This window comes from Promicromonospora sukumoe, assembly GCF_014137995.1.
GTDB lineage: Bacteria > Actinomycetota > Actinomycetes > Actinomycetales > Cellulomonadaceae > Promicromonospora > Promicromonospora sukumoe.
Genome location: NZ_JACGWV010000001.1, coordinates 203,098 through 222,318 on the forward strand (window position 1 = coordinate 203,098; position 19,221 = coordinate 222,318).

A 19,221-nucleotide genomic window follows, 5' to 3' on the forward strand; every position below is an offset into this window, starting at 1 on the left:
TCGTGGCAACAGCGTCAGCGGCGGTGCGCCGCGACTGGCTCGTCGGGTACACCATGGTCGCCCCGGTCGTCCTGGGCTCCCTCGCCTTCGTCGTCCTGCCGCTGGGCATGGTGGTCTGGTACTCCCTGCACGAGTGGAACGTCCTGGCGAACACGTTCACGTTCGTCGGGGCGGAGAACTACCAGCGCATGGCGTCCGACCCCGGGCTGACGGACGCGCTGCTCGCGACCGTCTGGTTCTCGGTCGGGCTCGTCGTGGTGAACATCGCGCTGGCGCTGTTGCTCGCCGTCCTGCTCAACCAGAAGCTGCCCGGGACCACCACGTTCCGCACCTTCTTCTTCTCGCCGGTCGTGGTGTCGCTCGTGGCCTGGACCATCGTCTGGAGCTTCCTGCTCCAGGCCGACGGCGGCATCAACGGGTTCCTGTCGGTGCTCGGCGTCGAGGGACCGAACTGGCTGCGGCACCCCACCACCGCGATGATCGCCGTGATCATCGTCCAGGTGTTCAAGAACGTCGGGCTCAACATGATCCTGTTCCTCGCGGCCCTGCAGGGCGTGCCCGAGGAGCTGCAGGAGGCGGCCCGGCTCGACGGCGCCGGCGCCTGGCGCCGGTTCCGCTCGATCACGCTGCCGCTGATCAGCCCCACCATCCTGCTGGTCTCGATCATCACGATCGTCGGCTCGCTGGAGGTGTTCGCCCAGATCGACGTGCTGACGGGCGGCGGCCCCGGGAACTCGACCACCGTGCTCGTCTACTACCTGTACCAGCAGGCGTTCCGGTTCAACGAGTTCGGCTACGCCAGTGCCCTGGCCGTGCTCCTGTTCGTCATCGTCCTCGTACTGACCCTGTTCCAGTGGCAGTCGCGCAAGAGGTGGGTCTTCCATGAGGTCTGACATGAGCGCCACGGCCCGCCGCGGCCTGAACCGCTGGCTGCTCGTGCTGCTGCTGATCGTGCTGAGCGTGCCGTTCGTCTTCCCCACCTGGTGGATGGCGACGTCCAGCCTCAAGCCGATGAGCGAGATCCTGTCCCGGGTGCCGACCATCTGGCCCCAGGACCCGACGTTCGAGGCCTACGGCCGGGTCTTCACGCTCCAGCCGTTCGCGCAGCAGTACTGGAACTCCCTCTACATCGCGGTCCTGGTCACCGCGGGCACCATGCTCGTGTCCGCGATGGCGGGCTACGCGTTCGCGCGCATCCGGTTCCCCGGGGCCAACGCCCTGTTCGTCCTGGTGCTCGTCGGGCTGCTCGTGCCGTCCGAGGTGACGATCGTGCCGCTGTTCCGCATCGTCAACACCCTCGGCCTCATCGACACGCACTGGCCGCTCATCGTGATCCCCGTGCTCGGGGCACCCGCCGTCCTGGCCGTGTTCATCATGCGCCAGTTCTTCCTCGGGCTGCCCACCGAGCTCGAGGAGGCGGGCCGGATCGACGGGCTCGGGCGCTGGGGAGTGTTCTGGCGCATCGCGCTCCCGCTCTCCCGGTCGGCGCTGGGCGCCGTGGCGATCTTCACGTTCCTGAAGTCCTGGAACCTCTACCTCGAGCCCATCGTGTACCTCTCCAGCAAGGAGAACTTCACGCTCCCGCAGGCGCTGACCCAGTACGTCGACGCCTACGGCGGACCGATGTGGAACGTCCAGCTAGCAGCGACGACGCTCACCGTGCTGCCCGTCCTGGCCGTGTTCCTCGTGGCCCAGAAGCAGTTCGTCCAGGGGCTCGCCCACAGCGGGCTCAAGGGGTGACCGACGGCGGCACGCCCCGCGGCGTGCCGCCGTTTCCCCGTCCTCGCTGGTCGGGGTGAAAAGCAGGTGTGATGCTAACGTGAAGCGCTCTGTAAATCGTCGCTTCATGTGTAAAGGAGTCCTGGCCCTCCTCGTGTGACCACCCGGCAGACCCGGGCGGAAGGTAGGGCCGTTGTGATGAGTACCTCAGAATCCACCAAGACCCTGCTGGGGCGCGTCCAGCGCGCAGCGCACCGGGTCGAGCGGGCCGCACGCGGCCCGCAGGACCACCGCGTCGGGACCGACCGGATCGTCTTCGGCGTCGCGGGCCTCATCGCGCTCGCGTTCATCGTGTGGGGCTTCGCGAGCCCCGACAGCCTCGGCACGGTGGCGGACAGTGCCCTCAGCGGCGTCCTGAAGAACTTCGGCTGGCTGTTCGTCTCCGCCGCCACGATCTTCACCGTCTTCGTGATCGTCGTCGCGATGGGCAAGTTCGGCAAGATTCCCCTGGGGCAGGACGGCGAGAAGCCCCAGTTCTCCACCCCCTCCTGGATCGCGATGATGTTCGCGACCGGCATGGGCATCGGCCTCATGTTCTACGGCGTCGGCGAGCCGCTCTACTTCTACATGGCGCCCCCGCCCGGCACCGTCGACGGGTCCACGCCCGCGGCCGCGTCCACCGCCATGGGGCAGACCCTGTTCCACTGGACCCTGTACCCCTGGGCCATGTACGCGATCGTCGGCCTCGGCATGGCCTACGGCACGTACCGCCTGGGCCGCGCGCAGCTGTTCAGCTCGATGTTCACCTCGCTCTTCGGCCGCAAGGCCGTCAACGGCGCGGGCGGCCGCGTCATCAACATCCTCGCGATCCTCGCCACGCTGTTCGGCTCAGCCTGCTCCCTGGGCCTCGGCGCCCTGCAGATCGGCGGCGGTATCCAGCACTCGGGCGTCATGGAGTCCGTCGGCACGGCGACGCTCGTCGTCATCATTGCGATCCTGACCTGCCTGTTCGTCCTCTCGGCCGTCTCCGGCATCGAGCGCGGCATCCAGTGGCTGTCCAACGCCAACATGTGGCTCGCGCTCCTGCTCGCGATCATCGTCTTCATCGGCGGCCCCACGCTCTTCATCCTGAACGTGCTGCCCGCCTCCCTCGGCGCCTTCGTCGGCGACCTGCCCGAGATGGCCTCGCGGACCGCGGCCTCCGGCGACGAGGCGCTCGCCGACTGGATGGGTTCCTGGACCATCTTCTACTGGGCCTGGTGGGTGTCCTGGACGCCGTTCGTCGGCCCGTTCATCGCCCGCATCTCGCGCGGCCGCACCGTGCGCCAGTTCGTCACCGGCGTGCTGCTGGTGCCCTCGATCGTGTCGACCATCTGGTTCGCGATCTTCGGCGGCGGCGCCATCGGCCTGCAGGAGCGCGCCGAGCAGGCGCAGGACGCCGGTGCGGCCCTCGCCGCCTTCGGGCAGGGCGGGGCCGACATCAACTTCGACCTCATCTTCTTCCAGACCCTCGGGGCCCTGCCGGTCCCCGGCTGGGTCGGGATCGCGCTGATGATCCTCGCCGTCGTGCTCGTGGCGATCTTCTTCGTCACCGGCGCCGACTCCGCCTCCATCATCATGGGCGGGCTGTCCGAGAACGGCGCCGAGAACCCCACCAAGAAGTCGGTCATCTTCTGGGGCGTCAGCACCGGTGCCGTGGCCGCGGCGATGCTGCTGGCCGGCGGCGACGATCCAGCCGCGGCGCTGAACGGCCTGAAAAACATCACCATCGTCTCGGCGCTGCCGTTCGTCGTCGTGATGCTCGTGCTGTGCGTCGCGCTGTGGAAGGACCTCTCCAGCGACCCGCTCGTCCTCAAGCGGGAGCTGGCGGTGCAGGTGCTGGCCGAGACGGTCGACTCCGGCGTCGAGAAGCACGACGGCGAGCCGTTCGAGCTCTCCACCTCGGCGTCCGCCCCCGAGGCGGACGCCGACGAGACGCCGACCACCCCGGAGAACGGGGTCCCGGTGGTCACCGAGGGCGGCACGATCACCAAGGACTGACGCCAGTCCACGTGTCAGACGTACAGGTCACGGGAGTGACCTGTACGTCTGACACGTAAATCCGTTGCCGGGCTTCGGCCCGGCGACGGAGCATCGGCCCATGACCGACACCTCGCGCCTGCTCCAGGCGTACGACGAACAGCTCCGCACCGACGCCGAGACCCCGAGCGCGATCTCCGTGACGCGCCTCGGCCCGCTCCGGCTCGTGACCTTCCTGGGCGGACGCGGCTTCGTCACCTACCGCGACCTCGACGGCGCCGACGAGGCGCGCGTCCAGGAGCTCGTCGAGCAGGCGGTCGCGCACTTCCGGGCCGACGGCGGCATCACGCGGGTCGAGTGGAAGACCCGCGGCCACGACCACGCCCCGGGGCTGGCGGAGGCCCTCGCCGAGCACGGGTTCGTCGCCGAGGAGCCCGAGTCGATCATGATCGGCGAGGCGGCCGCGCTCGCCGTCGACGTCCCGCTGCCCGACGGCGTCACGCTGCGCCGGGTCACCGAGGAGGCGGACGTGCGCGCCATGTGCGCGATGCAGGACGAGGTGTTCGGCGGCCCGGTGTCCGACAGCACCGCGAACGCGATCCTGCGCCGGCAGGCGATCGACCCCGAGATGGAGCTGTGGGTCGCGGAGGCCGACGGCGCGATCGTCACCGCCGGCCGGCTGGAGCCCGTGCCGGGCACCGACTTCGCGGGCATCTGGGGCGGCAGCACCCGCCCGGAGTGGCGGGGCAAGGGCATCTACCGCGCGCTGACGGCGGCACGCGCGCGCTCGGCCCTCGCGCGGGGCAAGACCCTGATCCACAGCGACTCGACCGAGTACTCCCGCCCCATCCTGGAGCGCTACGGCTTCCACAAGGTGTCCACCACGACGCCCTACGAGTGGAAGCGCTGAGTCAGCCCGGCCGCCGTCGGCCCATGATGTTCGCCGGCTCCGTGACGCCGGCGTACCGGAACCCGGGCACCAGGTCCACGAACCCCAGGCGCCGGTAGAGCACCTTGGCCCGGTCCTCGGGGTCGGCGGTGGTGGACAGCAGGGTGTGGCGGTGGTCGGACCGGCCCAGCAGCTCGCGCAGCAGCGCGGTCCCGTGGCCGCGGCCCTGGTGCTCGGGCAGGATCTCCAGCTCGTTGAGCTCGAAGGCGTCGTCGGCCCAGTCGGCGTGACCCGCACGCTCCAGCGCCGGCCCCACCTGCGAGGGCCACCAGTGGCCGGGCTGGTAGTCGAACCCGTACACGAAGCCCACCAGCGCCTCGTCCTCGAAGGCGCCGAACGTCAGCGCGCCGTCGTAGAGGGGCAGGTAGGCGAGCCGGGTGTCGCGGAAGTGGTCGCGCCGCTCGTCGGAGTAGCCGAAGGCGCGCTGGAAGATCCCGGCGATCTCGTCCGCGCGCCGCAGTACCTCGGAGGTCTCCAGCGCGCGGATCGTCATGTCGGCACGCTAGCCCCGTCCGGCGCCCCCGGCGCGAGGGACCACCGACGACAGGTAGGTCCGGACCTCGGCGTCGGACCAGCCGTGCGCCTCGCGCAGGCCCGCGGCGATCATCGCGACGTAGGCGGCGGAGGGCGCCGCGTGGGGCCGCCCCGCGTGCCCGTGCGGCGCGGTGAAGGTGAGCATCGGCAGCCCGTCCAGCCGCCCGACGGCGATCAGCGTCTCGTACCGGCCCGGTCCCGCGGTGTGCCGCCGCGCGACGCCCGACCGGAGCAGGGCCTCCAGCGGGTCGTCGGGTGCGGGGGAGCGGTGCATCTCCTGGGCGGCGACGTCGGCGAGCTGGCCGGAGGTGATGCGGTAGGCGCGCGCTGGCGTCGGGCCCACGGCGTCGTGGTCGTAGAACGCCACGCCTCCGCCCCAGACGCTGGACTCGCCCGCGAACCAGAGGCGTCCGGGCAGGTGGACCGCCCGGTCCTCGCGCGGCGGGGTGCGGTCGCGCGCCCCCGGGTAGGTGCGCCGCGCCCCGGGCGGGCGACCGCCCTGGAGATAGCAGTCCAGCCGGGCCCGGGCCATGTTGGACCCGTAGCTCACGTACCAGACCTCGGTGCTCAGCGGTCTCTCCTCGGGTGCGGGCAGGTCCTCGACACGCTACGTAATATGCCACCGCCGCGGAACCGGCGGCCCGGACCCCGCGACGGGCCCGCCGCGGCCGGTAGACCGGGCCGGTATTCCGTGGGACGGAACGCGCGGAACGCCGCGCGCGTTGCCCAGGCGGAGTTGGACAACCGTCCTAGACTCGATGTCGCAGGGTTCATTACGAGGCGGAGTGTGTGCCGTGGTTCAAGGCAAGGTCATCAGGTTCGATGAGGTTCGCGGCTACGGGTTCGTTGCACCGGACACCGGCGGTGACGACGTGTTCATCCACGTCAACGACCTCGAGTTCGACAAGCGCAACCTCGCGGTGGGCGCGGTCGTGGACTTCGCGGTGGAGGACGGCGACCGGGGCCTGAAGGCCTCGACGGTCACCCTGGTGGCGCCGGCTCCCGCCCTGACCCCGGCCATGGCGTCGGCCGCCGTCGGCGCGGGCGCGACCACGACGCCCGTCCCCGCCTTCCTCCCGCCCCTGCCCGACCCCGGTCCGCGGCCCGACGGCGAGGGTCCGTCCGAGCGCGAGCTCGCCGTCGAGGTGACCGAGGTGCTGCTCGCCGGAGTACCCACGCTCACCGCCGAGCAGGTCCTGGCGACCCGGGGTGCGTTCGTCGCGGTGGCGCGTTCGCACGGATGGGTGTGAAATTTCACCCGAGGTGTTACCGCCCTGTTTCCGTCTTTGAACGGCGGCGACGGTGCCGCTACGGGGCGATATCAGGTCGGTAACGATCAGTTCCTGCAAACGGCGAAGTAGGGCAAACCCTCCCATCGCGTGAGTAGCGTGAGCGGAAACCATGACGGTGACGGACATCTCACCCCACGCGTTGCGGCGTGGCGGCGATGGTGACCGTCACCGGCATTTCTGAGGAGGAACATTGAAGATCAGGCGACTGAGCGCCGCCGTCGCAGTGGCCGCCAGTGGTGCGCTGCTGTTCTCGGCGTGCACCAGCCCGGCGGGCAGCGACGACCCGGCCGAAGGTGATGCCACTGCGACCTCGGCCGCGGCCGACGGCCCCTGCAAGGCGGACCTCGGGGACGTCACCACCGCTGACGGTGAGATCAAGGTGTCGGTCGAGGACGAGTTCCTCGGCTACAACTCGAACACCCCGGAGACCTACTCCACGTACAACAGCGCCGTGACCGACCGCCTCTTCGGGGGCTTCTACTACTTCGGCGCCGACGGCTCGATCTGCGCCGACGAGGAGTACGGCACCTACGAGGCGCTGTCCGAGGACCCGCTGCAGGTCCAGTACACCCTCAACGACGAGGCTGCCTGGTCCGACGGCACCCCGGTCACCTACGCGGACTACCTGCTCGACTGGGCCGCACAGGCGATCACCGAGGACGGCAAGGTCACGGAGGACGGCTCCGAGACCCCGCTGTTCAACCACATCTCCGGCCTGACGCTGGGCGACTACGTCCCCGAGGGCCCGCAGGCGGACTCCCCGGACGCCAAGTCGTTCACCTACGACTACGAGCGCGTGTACGCCGACTGGCGCATCCAGATCGGCTCGGCCTTCCCGGCCCACGTCGTCGCCGAGCAGGCGGGCATCTCCACCGAGGAGCTCGTCACCGCCATCCAGGACCTCGACCTCGACGTCCTGAAGGACGCCGCGAAGTTCTGGAACGAGGGCTGGCTGTCGCAGCCGGGCAACGTCCCGGACCCGGCGATCGCCCCGGTCAGCGGCCCGTACAACTTCAAGGCCGACGGCTGGGAGGCCGGCCAGTACATCACCCTCGAGGCGAACGACGCCTACTGGGGCACGCCCGCCGCCACGAAGGAGCTCACGTTCCGCTTCGTCGCCGCCGACGCGCAGATCCAGGCCCTCGCCAACGGTGACCTCGACGTCATCCAGCCGAACGGCCCGACCGTCGACACGGTGACGCAGCTCGAGCAGCTCGGTGACGCCGTCACGGTGGACACCAACCAGAACCTGACCTGGGAGCACCTCGACTTCAACTTCAACTCGGGCATCTTCTCCGACAGCCTGGAGGCCCGTGAGGCGTTCGCGCTCTGCGTGCCGCGCCAGAAGATCGTGGACGACCTGATCAAGCCGATCGCCCCCGAGGCCGTCATCATGAACGCCCGCGAGGTCTTCCCGTTCCAGGACAACTACGAGGACACCGTCTCGGGCTCCTACGACGGCCGGTACGACGAGGTCGACCTCGACGCCGCCAAGGAGAAGTTCGAGGCCGCGGGCCTCAAGGAGGGCGAGAAGGTTCGTATCGGCTACGCCGCGCCGAACCCCCGCCGTGCCGCCGAGGTCGAGGCCATCAAGTCCTCGTGCGACCAGGTCGGCTTCGAGATCGTCGACTCCGCCGCGCCGGACTTCTTCGACAAGGACCTGCCGAACGGTGACTACGAGGTCGCCCTGTTCGCCTGGGCCGGCTCGGGCCAGATCGCCTCGGGCGAGAACATCTACTCCTCGACCGGTCAGCAGAACTACGGTGGCTACTCCGACGAGACCGTCGACGAGGCGTGGAAGACGCTCGCCTCGACCACGGACGAGGCGGTGCACGCCGAGCAGACCGTGATCATCGAGAAGCAGCTGTGGGACACGCTCTTCGGCATCCCGCTGTTCTCGCACCCGGGCGTCATCGCCAGCAGCTCCAGCCTGGAGAACGTCCGCAACACCGCCGCCCAGAGCGGCGTGCTGTGGACCTCCGAGCAGTGGGCCCGCGCCTCCTGACGCGAGCCTGACGTAGTACCTGCGGGGAAGGGCGCCTCTGGTCCCTTCCCCGCAGGGCTGTGCGCACCCGATCAGGATTATTTCCAGTTCTGACCTGGGCGGATGGCGGCAATTTTCATCCTGTGTCCTATAGTGACACGCTGATCGCATTCCCCAGCAGACGCCGTGCTGCGTCCGCCTCGAAGGGTCCAACCCGTGCTCAAGTTCATCCTCCGGCGCATCGGCGCCTCGGCGCTCGTCCTGCTCGGCGCCTCACTGCTCGTGTACGTCCTGACCATCAACTCGGGCGACCCGCTCAAGGACCTGCGCGAGTCCAACGTCCAGAACAAGCAGCAGCTCATCGACCAGCGGACCGCGCTGTTGCGGCTCGACGATCCCTGGTACGAGCGCTACTGGGACTGGCTCAGGGGCGTCGGAGGCTGTTTCACCGGCAACTGTGACCTCGGCGTCACCGTGAACGGCGTCGACGTGCTCGGCCTGACGCAGCAGGCGGCCAGCTCCACGCTGCGCCTGGTGACCGTGGCCACGCTGCTCGCCATCGTCGTCGGCATCTCGCTCGGCATCCTCACCGCGATCCGGCAGTACTCGGGCTTCGACTACTCGATCACGTTCAGCGCGTTCCTCTTCTTCTCGCTGCCGGTCTTCTGGGCGGCCACGCTGCTCAAGGAGTACGCGGCCATCCAGTACAACAACTGGATAGCCGACGGGCACTACGCGCCGTTGACCATCGTGATAGTCGCGGTGGTGGCGGCCTTCCTGCTCCAGGCGGTCCTCGGCGGCACCAGGAAGCGCCGGCTGCTGACGGCGGCGGCCGTGTTCGCGTTCGTCATGATCACCCTCTTCGTCTTCAACGCCCTCAACTGGTGGCGCGAGCCGATGTTCGGCATCGGCGGCGTCCTCGTCGTCTCGGTCGCCGCGGGTGTCCTCGTCACGTCGCTCGTCGCCGGCGTCCGCAACCGGCGCGCGCTGTACGCGGCGCTCACGACATCCGCCGTCGGCACGATCTCGTACCTGGCCTTCGCGCCGCTCCTGGTCAACAGCCCGAGCTGGCTCCTGCTCGCGGGACTGTTCGTGCTGGCGATCGTGGTCTCCGTGGGGATCGGCGCCGCCTGGGGCGGCTACGCCCGCAAGCAGTCCATGCTCGTCACCGGCATCACCGGCGTCATCACCAGCCTCCTGGTCGTCGCCGACATCCTCATCGCGCACTGGTCCAGCTTCCTGGGCATCAAGTCCCGCCCGATCTCGACGATCGGCTCGCAGACGCCGAACTTCACCGGCGAGTTCTGGGAGCAGGTGCTCGACATGGGCACGCAGATCCTGCTGCCGACCGTCCTGCTCACCCTGGTCTCCGTGGCGAGCTACTCGCGGTACACGCGGTCCTCGATGCTCGAGACGCTGAACCAGGACTACGTGCGCACCGGCCGGTCCAAGGGCCTGTCCGAGCGCGAGGTCATCGTCAAGCACGCGTTCCGCAACGCGCTGATCCCGATCACGACGATCATCGCGTTCGACTTCGCGGGCATCATCGGCGGCGCGATCATCACCGAGCAGGTGTTCGGCTGGAAGGGCATGGGTGCCCTGTTCCAGGACGGCCTGAACGCCGTCGACCCGGCGCCGGTGATGGCGTTCTTCCTCGTCACGGGCATCGCCGCCGTGCTGATGAACCTGCTGGCAGACATCGCGTACGCGGCCCTCGACCCCCGGATCCGGCGCTGAGCGCGGGCCACGGCAGGAGACACAGACATGAGTGACATCAGGAACAGCAACCCCGGCGGCGAGGACTACGAGCCGCAGGTCACGGCCACCGGAGTGGACGCGGTCGGCCTCGCCGCCGGCGGCTCCGCCGACCCGCTGCCCGGCGAGGACAAGTCCTACAGCCAGGGCCAGCTCGTCGCGCGCCGGTTCTTCCGGCACCGGGCCGCCCTCAGCTCGATGATCGTGCTGGGCATCATCATCGTGGTGGCGTTCACGTCCATCGGCGTCGGCGACATCCCCGGCTGGTGGCCCAAGGACTACCGGCTCCAGTACGACAAGATCGGCGACGGCGCGCCCACCTGGGAGTACCCCTTCGGTCAGGACACCGGCGGCAAGGACTACTTCGCGCTGGTCATGCGCGGCACGCAGTTCTCGCTGATCATCGCGTTCGCCGTAGGCATCATCTCCACGATCGTGGGCACGCTGATCGGCGCGCTGGCGGGCTTCTACCGCGGCTGGATCGAGTCGATCCTCATGCGGGTGACCGACGTCTTCATCGTCATCCCGCTGCTGGTGATCGCCGCGGTGCTGGGCAAGACGGCCGCGAGCTGGGGCATCCTCGGCCTGGCCCTCGTGCTCGGCCTCGTCACCTGGACGAGCCTGGCCCGCCTGGTGCGGGGCGAGGTGCTCTCGCTGCGCGAGCGCGACTTCGTGCTCGCGGCCCAGGCGGTCGGCACGGGCCCCTGGCGCATCATCACGCGGCACGTGCTGCCCAACGCCGTCGGCGTGATCATCGTGTCCGCGACGCTGTCGATCTCGGCGGCGATCCTGCTCGAGACCTCGCTGAGCTTCCTCGGGTTCGGCGTCCAGCCGCCCGACACCTCGCTCGGCACGCTCATCTCCGAGTACCAGGCCGCCTTCACGACCCGGCCCTGGCTGTTCTGGTGGCCGGGCCTGATGATCCTGGCCATCGCCCTGTGCGTGAACTTCATCGGCGACGGCCTGCGCGACGCGTTCGACCCCCGCCAGAACCGGACCAAGGACTGAGAATGACGACTCTCGACATCAGCGCGCCGGGTTCGATCACGGCGTCCGGCGACGCGGTCCTCGCGTTCGAAGACCTCACCGTCACGTTCAAGACCGAGTTCGGCGACGTGCACGCCGTCAAGGGCATCGACCTGGAGGTCCGGCCCGGCGAGGTCGTCGCGCTCGTGGGCGAGTCCGGCTCGGGCAAGTCCGTCACGTCGATGACGGCGCTCGGCCTGCTGCCCCGCAACGCGCGCGTCGGCGGCACCATCCGCGTGGGCGACAAGGTGGTGGGCGCCCTCGACGGCCGCGGCCTGCGCGACATGCGCGGCAACGACGTGGCCATGGTGTTCCAGGAGCCCATGACCGCGCTGAACCCGGTGCTCACCATCGGTGACCAGCTCACCGAGGGCCTGCAGCTGCACGGCATCGCCTACGGCAAGCAGGCCACGGCGCGCGCCGCCGAGCTGCTCGCCATGGTCGGCATCCCCGAGCCCGAGCGCCGGCTCAAGCAGTACCCGCACGAGCTCTCCGGCGGTCAGCGCCAGCGCGTCGTCATCGCCATGGCGATCGCGTGCGACCCCAAGGTGATCATCGCCGACGAGCCCACGACGGCCCTCGACGTGACCGTGCAGGCCGACATCCTCGACCTGCTGCGCTCGCTCAAGGACAAGCTGAACACCGGCATCCTGCTGATCACCCACAACATGGGCGTCGTGGCCGACATGGCCGACCGCGTCGCCGTCATGCTCAAGGGCGACCTCGTGGAGACCGGGACCGCCGACCAGGTGCTCAACCACCCGCGGCACGAGTACACCAAGCGCCTGCTGGCCGCGGTGCCTCACCTGGGTTCCGGCCCGGGCCAGTTCGGCGACGTCGCGCCCGTGCAGGCCGCCCCCGAGGACGTGCCCGCCCTCGACCTGAACAACCTGGTCATCGAGTACCACCGGCTGGGCAAGCCGACCTTCCGGGCCGTCGACGACGTGTCGCTGTCCGTGGCGCAGGGCGAGATCGTCGGCCTGGTGGGCGAGTCGGGCTCCGGCAAGTCCACCATCGCGAAGTGCGCGCTGGGCCTGATCCCCGCGGCCTCCGGCTCGGTGTCGATCCTCGGCACCGACTTCGGCAGGATGCGGGGCAAGGAGCTCAAGGCGCTGCGCAAGCGCATCGGCGTGGTGTTCCAGGACCCGGCGTCCTCGCTCAACCCGCGCCTGCCGATCGGTGACGTGATCGCCGAGCCGCTCGTGGTGCACAAGGAGGGCGACGACCGGTCGCGCCGTCGCCGGGTGCTGGAGCTGCTCGACGCCGTCGAGCTGCCCCGCAGCGTCTACAACCGCTACCCGCACGAGCTCTCGGGCGGGCAGCGCCAGCGCGTCAGCATCGCCCGCGCCCTGACGCTCGACCCCGAGCTGCTGGTCGCGGACGAGCCGACGTCGGCCCTGGACGTCTCCGTGCAGGCCAACGTGCTCAAGATGTTCACGGCGCTGCAGGAGCGGTACAAGTTCGCCTGCCTGTTCGTGAGCCACGACCTCGCGGTGATCGACCTGCTGGCCCACCGCGTGGTGGTGCTGCAGAGCGGCCGCATCGTGGAGCAGGGCCCGCGCGAGGAGGTGCTGCACAACCCCCGCGAGGAGTACACGCAGCGGCTCATCGCGGCGGCCCCCGTGCCGGAGCCGCTGGAGCAGCGCCGCCGTCGCGAGGCGCGGCACGCGCTGCTGAACAAGCTCGGCGAGGACATCGCGGAGCTGCACGTGGAGGACGACTACGAGCGGCCGCGGCCCAAGCAGGACGAGGGCGGCAACGCCTCCGGCCTGGGCGGCCTCATGGGCGGCGGCGACAGCTGACCACCACCCTCTGAACGTGTCAGACCCTCAGGTCACCCCGGTGACCTGAGGGTCTGACACGTTGTGCTGGTGCTACTCCGCGGCGTCGACCGTGATGCGGACCTCGCCCGGGCGCAGCCGCGTCTCGGCGTCGACCCACGCGGCCTCGTCGCGCAGCCACACCTGGTCGTCCACGTGGACCTCGACGGCCTGCGTGGACTGGGCCGTCGCCACCGCCCACTGGCCGGTGGCCCAGGCGCCCCGCGCGGGGTCGTCCGGCGTCAGGGGGGTCGCGTCCACCGTTACGGTCGCCGACGCCGGGTCCTGCCGGTTCGGGTCCGCCGCACCGGTCGCGGGCGCGAGGCCCAGGTCCCGGCCCAGGCGGCCCGCCACCACGTCGCGGGCGGCGTCGGGGGCGATCTGGTCGGCGTCGGCCACGGGGGCGAGCTCGCAGGACAGCGCCGCGGGGGAGTTGCCCGTCAGGGCGGAGGCCCAGGCGCGGGACCGCGTCTCGTGCTGCGCGTAGGCGTCGGGGTAGGCGGAACGCTGCACGGTCTGCGCCGCGTCCGTCACCTCCATGTCCTCGTACCCCTCGACCTTCACCAGCACGTCGTAGAAGGCGTTGGTCGAGTAGACCGGGTCGAGGATCTGGTTCGCGTCGCCCCAGCCCTGGGACGGTCGCTGCTGGAACAGCCCGACCGAGTCCCGGTCGCCGTAGTCGATGTTGATGAGCTTCGACTCCTGCAGCGCCGTGGCCAGGCCGATCGTCGCCGCGCGGGCCGGCAGGCCGCGGGCGACCGCCGTCCCGGCCACGAGCGCCGCGTTGTCCGCCTGGTCGGGCGAGAGGTACCAGTTCGAGCCGTCGAGCACCGCGGTGCACCGCTCGGTGACGGGCCCCGAGCCCGCCAGCCGGTTCAGCCCGACGACGACGCCGACCGTGGCGACCACGCACACGGCGCCGATCGCGACGGCGTACTTCAGGGCGCGCCCGAGCGGCCGTCGCGGCGTCGAGCCGTCTACGGGTGGCGGGACCGGTGGGCCGGTCTCGGCCAGCACTGCCATGCGGAGCTCCCTGTCGTCCGGGGCGGTATCAGGAGGGCCACGAATTGTAATCCGCCTGGTCAGGGATGGTGCAAAACGGGTCGGGCTGGTGCCTCGGCTCGCGTGCCTGGCTTGCCTCAGTTGGCGTGCAGCACCTCGTTGAGCTCGATGCCGACGCCGGTCCGGTCGAGCACCTCGACGGCGCCCGTGGTGGAGTTGCGCCGGAACAGCAGGTTGCTGCGGCCCGCGAGGTCGCGTGCCTTGACGGGGGCGGTGCCGTCGCCGTACGGGTCGGCCGCCGCGCCGAGCACCGTCACCTTGGTGCCCGCGGTGAGGTACAGGCCGGCCTCGACCACGCAGTCGTCGCCCAGGGGGATGCCGAGGCCCGCGTTGGCGCCCAGGAGGCAGCGCTCGCCGAGCGACACGACCTGCTTGCCGCCGCCCGACAGGGTGCCCATGATCGAGGCGCCGCCGCCGACGTCGGACCCGTCGCCGACGGTGACGCCCGCCGAGATGCGGCCCTCGACCATCGAGACGCCGAGCGTGCCCGCGTTGAAGTTGACGAAGCCCTCGTGCATCACGGTGGTGCCGGGGGCGAGGTACGCGCCCAGACGGACCCGGTCGGCGTCGGCGATCCGGACGCCCGACGGGACGATGTAGTCGACCATGCGGGGGAACTTGTCGACGCCGAAGACGGTGACGTGCCCGCGGGCGCGCAGCCGCAGGCGGGTCTCCTCGAAGCCCTCGACGGCGCACGGGCCGGCGCTGGTCCAGACCACGTTGGTCAGGGCCCCGAAGATGCCGTCCATGTTCAGCCCGTGCGGCTGGACGAGACGGGCCGAGAGCAGGTGCAGCCGCAGGTAGGCGTCGGAGACGCTCTTGGGCGGGTCGGCGAGGTCGATCTGCGTGGTCACGACCTCCAGCCGGACCCGGCGCACCTCGTCCGTGCCGGTGGCCGCCGTGAGCGTCTCCGGCGGGGTGGCGCCGGCGGGCGCGTCGCCGAGGGCGGGCGCCGGGTACCAGGTGTCGAGGGTGGTGCCGTCGTCGGCGATCGTGGCAAGGCCGAAGCCCCATGCGGTCGTCATGCGTCCAGCCTAACGGCCGCGAACAGCACCTAGGCTTGCCCTGTGGACAACGCGATCGACCCTGCCCTGCTCGACCCGTCCGGCGAGGGGGCCGACCTCGTCGCCCTCACCCGCATCCTCTGCGACATCCCGTCCGTCAGCGGCGACGAGCGGGCCCTCGCCGACGCGATCGAGACGCTGCTGCGCGCCTGCCCGCACCTGGAGGTGCTGCGCGACGGCGACGCCGTGGTCGCCCGGACGAACCTCGGGCGGGAGCGGCGCGTCGTCGTCGCCGGGCACATCGACACCGTGCCGATCGCGGACAACCTGCCGACCCGCCTGGTCGAGGGGGCCGACGGCGCGGACGCGGTGCTCTGGGGCCGCGGCACCGTGGACATGCTGGGCGGCGTGGCCGTCGCCCTCGCCCTGGCGGTCGAGCTCGGGGCGCCCGGCACCGCGCCCGCCCACGACCTCACGTGGATCTTCTACGACCACGAGGAGGTCGACTCGGCGCTGAACGGCCTGGGGCGCCTGGCGCGCAACCACCCCGAGCTGCTGCGGGGCGACTTCGCGATCCTGGGCGAGCCGTCGAACGCGGGTATCGAGGGCGGCTGCAACGGCACCATGCGCGTCGAGGTGCGCACCCACGGCGTCGCCGCGCACTCGGCGCGGGCCTGGACGGGCGAGAACGCGATCCACGCGGTCGCGCCCGTGCTCGGCCGGCTGGCGGCCTACGCGCCGCGCGAGGTCGAGGTCGACGGCCTGGTCTACCGCGAGGGGCTCAACGCCGTCCGGATCGAGGGCGGCATCGCGGGCAACGTCATCCCGGACGCGTGCACGGTGGAGGTGAACTATCGGTTCGCCCCCTCGCGCTCCGCGGCCGAGGCGGAGGCGCACCTGCGGGAGGTGTTCGAGGGCTTCGAGCTCGTCGTGACGGACGCCGCGGGCGGCGCCCGCCCGGGCCTCGACGACCCGCTGGCGGCCCAGTTCGTGCAGTCGGTGCTGGCCACGACGGGCGGCGCGCCGGCACCCAAGTACGGGTGGACCGACGTCGCCCGGTTCTCCGAGCTCGGGGTGCCCGCGGTGAACTTCGGCCCCGGCGACCCGCTGCTCGCGCACAAGGACGACGAGCACCTCCCCGTGGCACAGCTCGCGCAGTGCCGCGACGCGCTGCGAGCGTGGCTGCTCGACGACTAGTTTGGTGGCATGAGCGACGACGGCATTCCACAGTCCGGCACCGGGTACCGCCGCGGTCCCGTGCTGCTGCGCGGGAACCAGATCCCGCGGACCACCACGGACCAGCGACTCCTGGCATCCGACCAGGACACCGACTGGCTGCACTCGGACCCCTGGCGCGTGCTGCGCATCCAGAGCGAGTTCGTGGAGGGCTTCGGCGCGCTCGCCGAGCTGGGGCAGGCCGTGTCGGTGTTCGGCTCCGCACGCACCAAGCCCGGGCACCCCGACTACGCCGCCGGGGAGACCGTGGGCCGGCTCCTGGTCGAGGCCGGCTACGCCGTCATCACGGGCGGCGGGCCCGGCATCATGGAGGCCGCGAACAAGGGCGCCGCCGAGGCGGGCGGGACGTCGGTGGGTCTCGGTATCGAGCTGCCCTTCGAACAGGGCGTCAACGAGTACGTCAATCTCGGCATCAACTTCCGGTACTTCTTCGCGCGAAAGACGATGTTCCTGAAGTACGCGCAGGGATTCATCGTGATGCCCGGGGGATTCGGCACCTTCGACGAGCTCTTCGAAGCGGTCACCCTGGTGCAGACCCACAAGGTGACCCAGTTCCCGATCGTCCTGGTGGGAAAGAAGTACTGGGGCGGGCTCCTGGAGTGGGTGCGGACCACGGCGCTGGAGCACGGTGTCATCAGCGCCGCCGACCTCGACATCATCCACCTGACCGACGACCCGGCCGACGCGGTGCGGCACGTCGTCGACCGGGCCCACCAGATCGCGGCCGAGCAGGCGGCGCTGCAGGCCGCGGTGGCGGCGGAGCGTGCCACCGAGCAGGCGTCGGCGGCGAGCCGGCACGACGCCGTCGTGGGCAACTCCTAGGTGGACCACCCGGAGCCGGTGGACCATCCGGAGGCCCCCGCCGACGCGGTCCCGCCGGCGTCCGCGCCGCTGGTGCTGCGCGGGCGGGAGGTGGGGCGCGACGGGCGGGCGGTGCGGCCGGTCGTGATGGCGGTGCTGAACCGCACCACCGACTCGTTCTACGCGCCCGCCCGGGTGCCCGGCGACGCCGCGGCACTGGCCGCCGCTGAGCGCGCGTACGCCGACGGCGCCGAGATCCTCGACGTCGGCGGCGTGCGCGCGGGCAACGGCACGCCGGTCGACGAGGCGGAGGAGATCCGCCGGGTGGTGCCGTTCGTGGCCGCCGTCCGCCGCGCCGTGCCCGATCTGTTCGTCTCGGTCGACACCTGGCGTGCCGGGGTGGCCCGCGCGGCGATCGACGCCGGCGCGGACCTGATCAACGACACCTGGGCCGGGCACGATCCCGGCCTGGTGGAGGTGGCGGGCGCCGCCGGCGTCGGCGTCGTCTGCTCCCACACGGGCGGCGCCGTGCCGCGCACGGACCCGTACCGCGTGGAGTACCCCGACGTGTCAGACCTACAGGTCACCGGGGGGACCTGTACGTCTGACACGGGGGAGGGGGACGGGCGGGACGGGCTGCTGGCCGACGTCGTGGCGACCCTCCGGGCCGCCGCGGAGCGGGCCGTGGCCCGCGGTGTGCCGCGCGAGTCCGTGCTCGTGGACCCGACGCACGACTTCGGCAAGAACACCTGGCACTCGCTGCACCTGCTGCGGCGCACCGGCGCCCTCGCCGGGCTGGGTTTCCCGTTGCTCATGGCGCTGTCCCGCAAGGACTTCGTGGGCGAGACGCTCGACCTGCCGCCCGAGGAGCGCCTGGAGGGGACGCTGGCCGCGACGGCGGTCGCCGCATGGCTGGGCGCCAGGGTCTTCCGGGCCCACGACGTCGCCGCGACGCGCCGCGTGCTCGACCTCGTGGCGGCCGTGCGGGACGAGGCGCCACCGGCCGCCGCGCTCCGCGGTCTTGCCTGAGCCCACGCACGATTCGAGCGCCTTCCTGGCACCCGGTCGGGTGAACGGCCACGAATGGGCGAGTGGAAAGTAAGGGGCGCCATTTGAACTAGAATGGCTCTGTGCCCTCGGCGTTCGCCGGAGACATGAATGCTGCTACACACCGGACAACGGAATGGGAGAGCCACACATGGCTGCGATGAAGCCGCGAACGGGTGACGGACCGCTCGAGGTCACCAAGGAGGGGCGCGGCATCGTCATGCGTGTGCCGCTCGAGGGCGGCGGTCGGCTCGTCGTCGAGCTCAACGCGACCGAGGCCAGCGAGCTCGGTGACGCTCTCCAGACCGTGGTCGGCTGAGCCGATATCGGACGGGGTCTGAACCCTTTCGGCGGCCGTCCGCCGCGGGGACCGGCCTCTCGGCGGGTCAGCGGCGGACGGCCAGCAGCAGCCCGTCCCCGCTCGGCAGCATGGCGGGGAGCACGCGCTCGTCGTTGCGCAGCGTCCGGCCCACCTCGCGCACGACGGTGGTGAGCTCGTCCCGGCGCGCGGGGTCCGCCACCCGGTCCCGCAGCAGCGCGCCGTCGACGGCGAGCACGCCGCCCGGGCGCAGCAGCCGCAGGGCCTCGTCGACGTACTCGGGGTAGGCGAGCGGGTCGCTCGCCACGAGCACGAGGTCGTAGGCGCCGTCCGCGAGGCGGGGCAGGACGTCCCCGGGCCGCCCGGGGATGATCCGGGTGCGCTGCGGGGCGACGCCGTCCTCGGCGAAGGCCGCCCGTGCGGCCCGCTGGTGCTCCACCTCCCGGTCGATGGTGGTGAGCTGGCCGTCGAGCGGCATGCCGCGCAGCAGCCAGAGCGCGGCGACGCCGGCCCCCGTGCCGACCTCGACCACGGCGTGCGCGTTCGTGGCGGCCGCGAGCACCCGCAGCACCGCGCCCACCCCGGGCAGCACCGCCGGGGTGCCCAGCTCGGAGGCGCGTTCGCGGGCGCGCAGGAGCACCTCGTCCTCGGGGA

18 protein-coding genes are annotated in these 19,221 nt (G+C 71.1%); 13 read left to right on the top strand and 5 right to left on the bottom strand.

Going from position 1 to position 19,221, the window contains the following annotated elements:
- Positions 1 to 2: 2 nt before the first annotated feature.
- The 4 genes from FHX71_RS00970 to FHX71_RS00985 all read left to right on the top strand — a co-directional run bounded on the left by FHX71_RS00970 (position 3) and on the right by FHX71_RS00985 (position 4,648).
- On the top strand, positions 3 to 893 hold the full coding sequence (locus FHX71_RS00970) for a carbohydrate ABC transporter permease (protein ID WP_312876875.1): 891 nt from the start codon (positions 3 to 5) through the stop codon (positions 891 to 893).
- Between the two features lies 1 nt (position 894).
- Positions 895 to 1,740: a carbohydrate ABC transporter permease gene (locus tag FHX71_RS00975; protein WP_220489393.1), complete on the top strand. Its 846-nt coding sequence runs from the start codon at positions 895 to 897 to the stop codon at positions 1,738 to 1,740.
- A gap of 177 nt (positions 1,741 to 1,917) precedes the next feature.
- On the top strand, positions 1,918 to 3,759 hold the full coding sequence (locus FHX71_RS00980) for a BCCT family transporter (protein ID WP_182614016.1): 1,842 nt from the start codon (positions 1,918 to 1,920) through the stop codon (positions 3,757 to 3,759).
- 100 nt (positions 3,760 to 3,859) lie between these two features.
- Positions 3,860 to 4,648, top strand: a complete 789-nt coding sequence (locus tag FHX71_RS00985) for a GNAT family N-acetyltransferase (RefSeq protein ID WP_182614017.1) — start codon at positions 3,860 to 3,862, stop codon at positions 4,646 to 4,648.
- 1 nt (position 4,649) lies between these two features.
- On the opposite strand, the gene FHX71_RS00990 is transcribed toward FHX71_RS00985, so the two are convergent.
- On the bottom strand, positions 4,650 to 5,180 hold the full coding sequence (locus FHX71_RS00990) for a GNAT family N-acetyltransferase (protein WP_182614018.1): 531 nt from the start codon (positions 5,178 to 5,180) through the stop codon (positions 4,650 to 4,652).
- 9 nt (positions 5,181 to 5,189) lie between these two features.
- Positions 5,190 to 5,771, bottom strand: coding sequence for a histone deacetylase (locus FHX71_RS00995; protein WP_312876876.1), 582 nt, complete (start codon positions 5,769 to 5,771; stop codon positions 5,190 to 5,192).
- 208 nt (positions 5,772 to 5,979) lie between these two features.
- On the opposite strand from FHX71_RS00995, the gene FHX71_RS01000 reads away from it, so the two are divergent.
- From FHX71_RS01000 to FHX71_RS01020, 5 genes are all read left to right on the top strand, one after another.
- Positions 5,980 to 6,471, top strand: coding sequence for a cold shock domain-containing protein (locus tag FHX71_RS01000; RefSeq protein ID WP_220489395.1), 492 nt, complete (start codon positions 5,980 to 5,982; stop codon positions 6,469 to 6,471).
- Positions 6,472 to 6,703: 232 nt separating this feature from the next.
- Positions 6,704 to 8,518: an ABC transporter family substrate-binding protein gene (locus FHX71_RS01005; RefSeq protein ID WP_182614020.1), complete on the top strand. Its 1,815-nt coding sequence runs from the start codon at positions 6,704 to 6,706 to the stop codon at positions 8,516 to 8,518.
- A 195-nt stretch (positions 8,519 to 8,713) separates the two neighbouring features.
- Positions 8,714 to 10,234, top strand: a complete 1,521-nt coding sequence (locus FHX71_RS01010; protein WP_182614021.1) for an ABC transporter permease — start codon at positions 8,714 to 8,716, stop codon at positions 10,232 to 10,234.
- Positions 10,235 to 10,261: 27 nt separating this feature from the next.
- Entirely contained in the window at positions 10,262 to 11,260 is a 999-nt protein-coding gene (locus FHX71_RS01015) for an ABC transporter permease (protein ID WP_182614022.1), read from the top strand.
- A 2-nt stretch (positions 11,261 to 11,262) separates the two neighbouring features.
- A complete protein-coding gene (locus FHX71_RS01020; protein ID WP_182614023.1) occupies positions 11,263 to 13,080 on the top strand; it encodes an ABC transporter ATP-binding protein in 1,818 nt (605 codons plus the stop codon).
- Positions 13,081 to 13,152: 72 nt separating this feature from the next.
- On the opposite strand, the gene FHX71_RS01025 is transcribed toward FHX71_RS01020, so the two are convergent.
- Positions 13,153 to 14,121, bottom strand: coding sequence for a hypothetical protein (locus FHX71_RS01025; RefSeq protein WP_182614024.1), 969 nt, complete (start codon positions 14,119 to 14,121; stop codon positions 13,153 to 13,155).
- 116 nt (positions 14,122 to 14,237) lie between these two features.
- A complete protein-coding gene (gene dapD, locus FHX71_RS01030; protein ID WP_182614025.1) occupies positions 14,238 to 15,185 on the bottom strand; it encodes a 2,3,4,5-tetrahydropyridine-2,6-dicarboxylate N-succinyltransferase in 948 nt (315 codons plus the stop codon).
- 42 nt (positions 15,186 to 15,227) lie between these two features.
- On the opposite strand from dapD, the gene dapE reads away from it, so the two are divergent.
- The 4 genes from dapE to FHX71_RS01050 all read left to right on the top strand — a co-directional run bounded on the left by dapE (position 15,228) and on the right by FHX71_RS01050 (position 18,567).
- Entirely contained in the window at positions 15,228 to 16,361 is a 1,134-nt protein-coding gene (gene dapE, locus FHX71_RS01035; protein WP_182614026.1) for a succinyl-diaminopimelate desuccinylase, read from the top strand.
- 9 nt (positions 16,362 to 16,370) lie between these two features.
- Positions 16,371 to 17,222 carry an LOG family protein gene (locus FHX71_RS01040; RefSeq protein ID WP_182614027.1) on the top strand — a complete coding sequence of 284 codons (852 nt, stop codon included), beginning with the start codon at positions 16,371 to 16,373 and terminating at the stop codon, positions 17,220 to 17,222.
- Between the two features lie 18 nt (positions 17,223 to 17,240).
- Positions 17,241 to 18,230 carry a dihydropteroate synthase gene (gene folP, locus FHX71_RS01045; RefSeq protein WP_182614028.1) on the top strand — a complete coding sequence of 330 codons (990 nt, stop codon included), beginning with the start codon at positions 17,241 to 17,243 and terminating at the stop codon, positions 18,228 to 18,230.
- A gap of 169 nt (positions 18,231 to 18,399) precedes the next feature.
- Positions 18,400 to 18,567 (top strand): DUF3117 domain-containing protein, encoded by a 168-nt coding sequence (locus tag FHX71_RS01050; protein WP_084467633.1) that lies wholly within the window; start codon positions 18,400 to 18,402, stop codon positions 18,565 to 18,567.
- Positions 18,568 to 18,634: 67 nt separating this feature from the next.
- Here FHX71_RS01050 and FHX71_RS01055 read toward each other — a convergent pair whose 3' ends face one another.
- Positions 18,635 to 19,207, bottom strand: a complete 573-nt coding sequence (locus FHX71_RS01055; protein WP_312876877.1) for an O-methyltransferase — start codon at positions 19,205 to 19,207, stop codon at positions 18,635 to 18,637.
- Between the last annotated feature and the right edge of the window lie 14 nt (positions 19,208 to 19,221).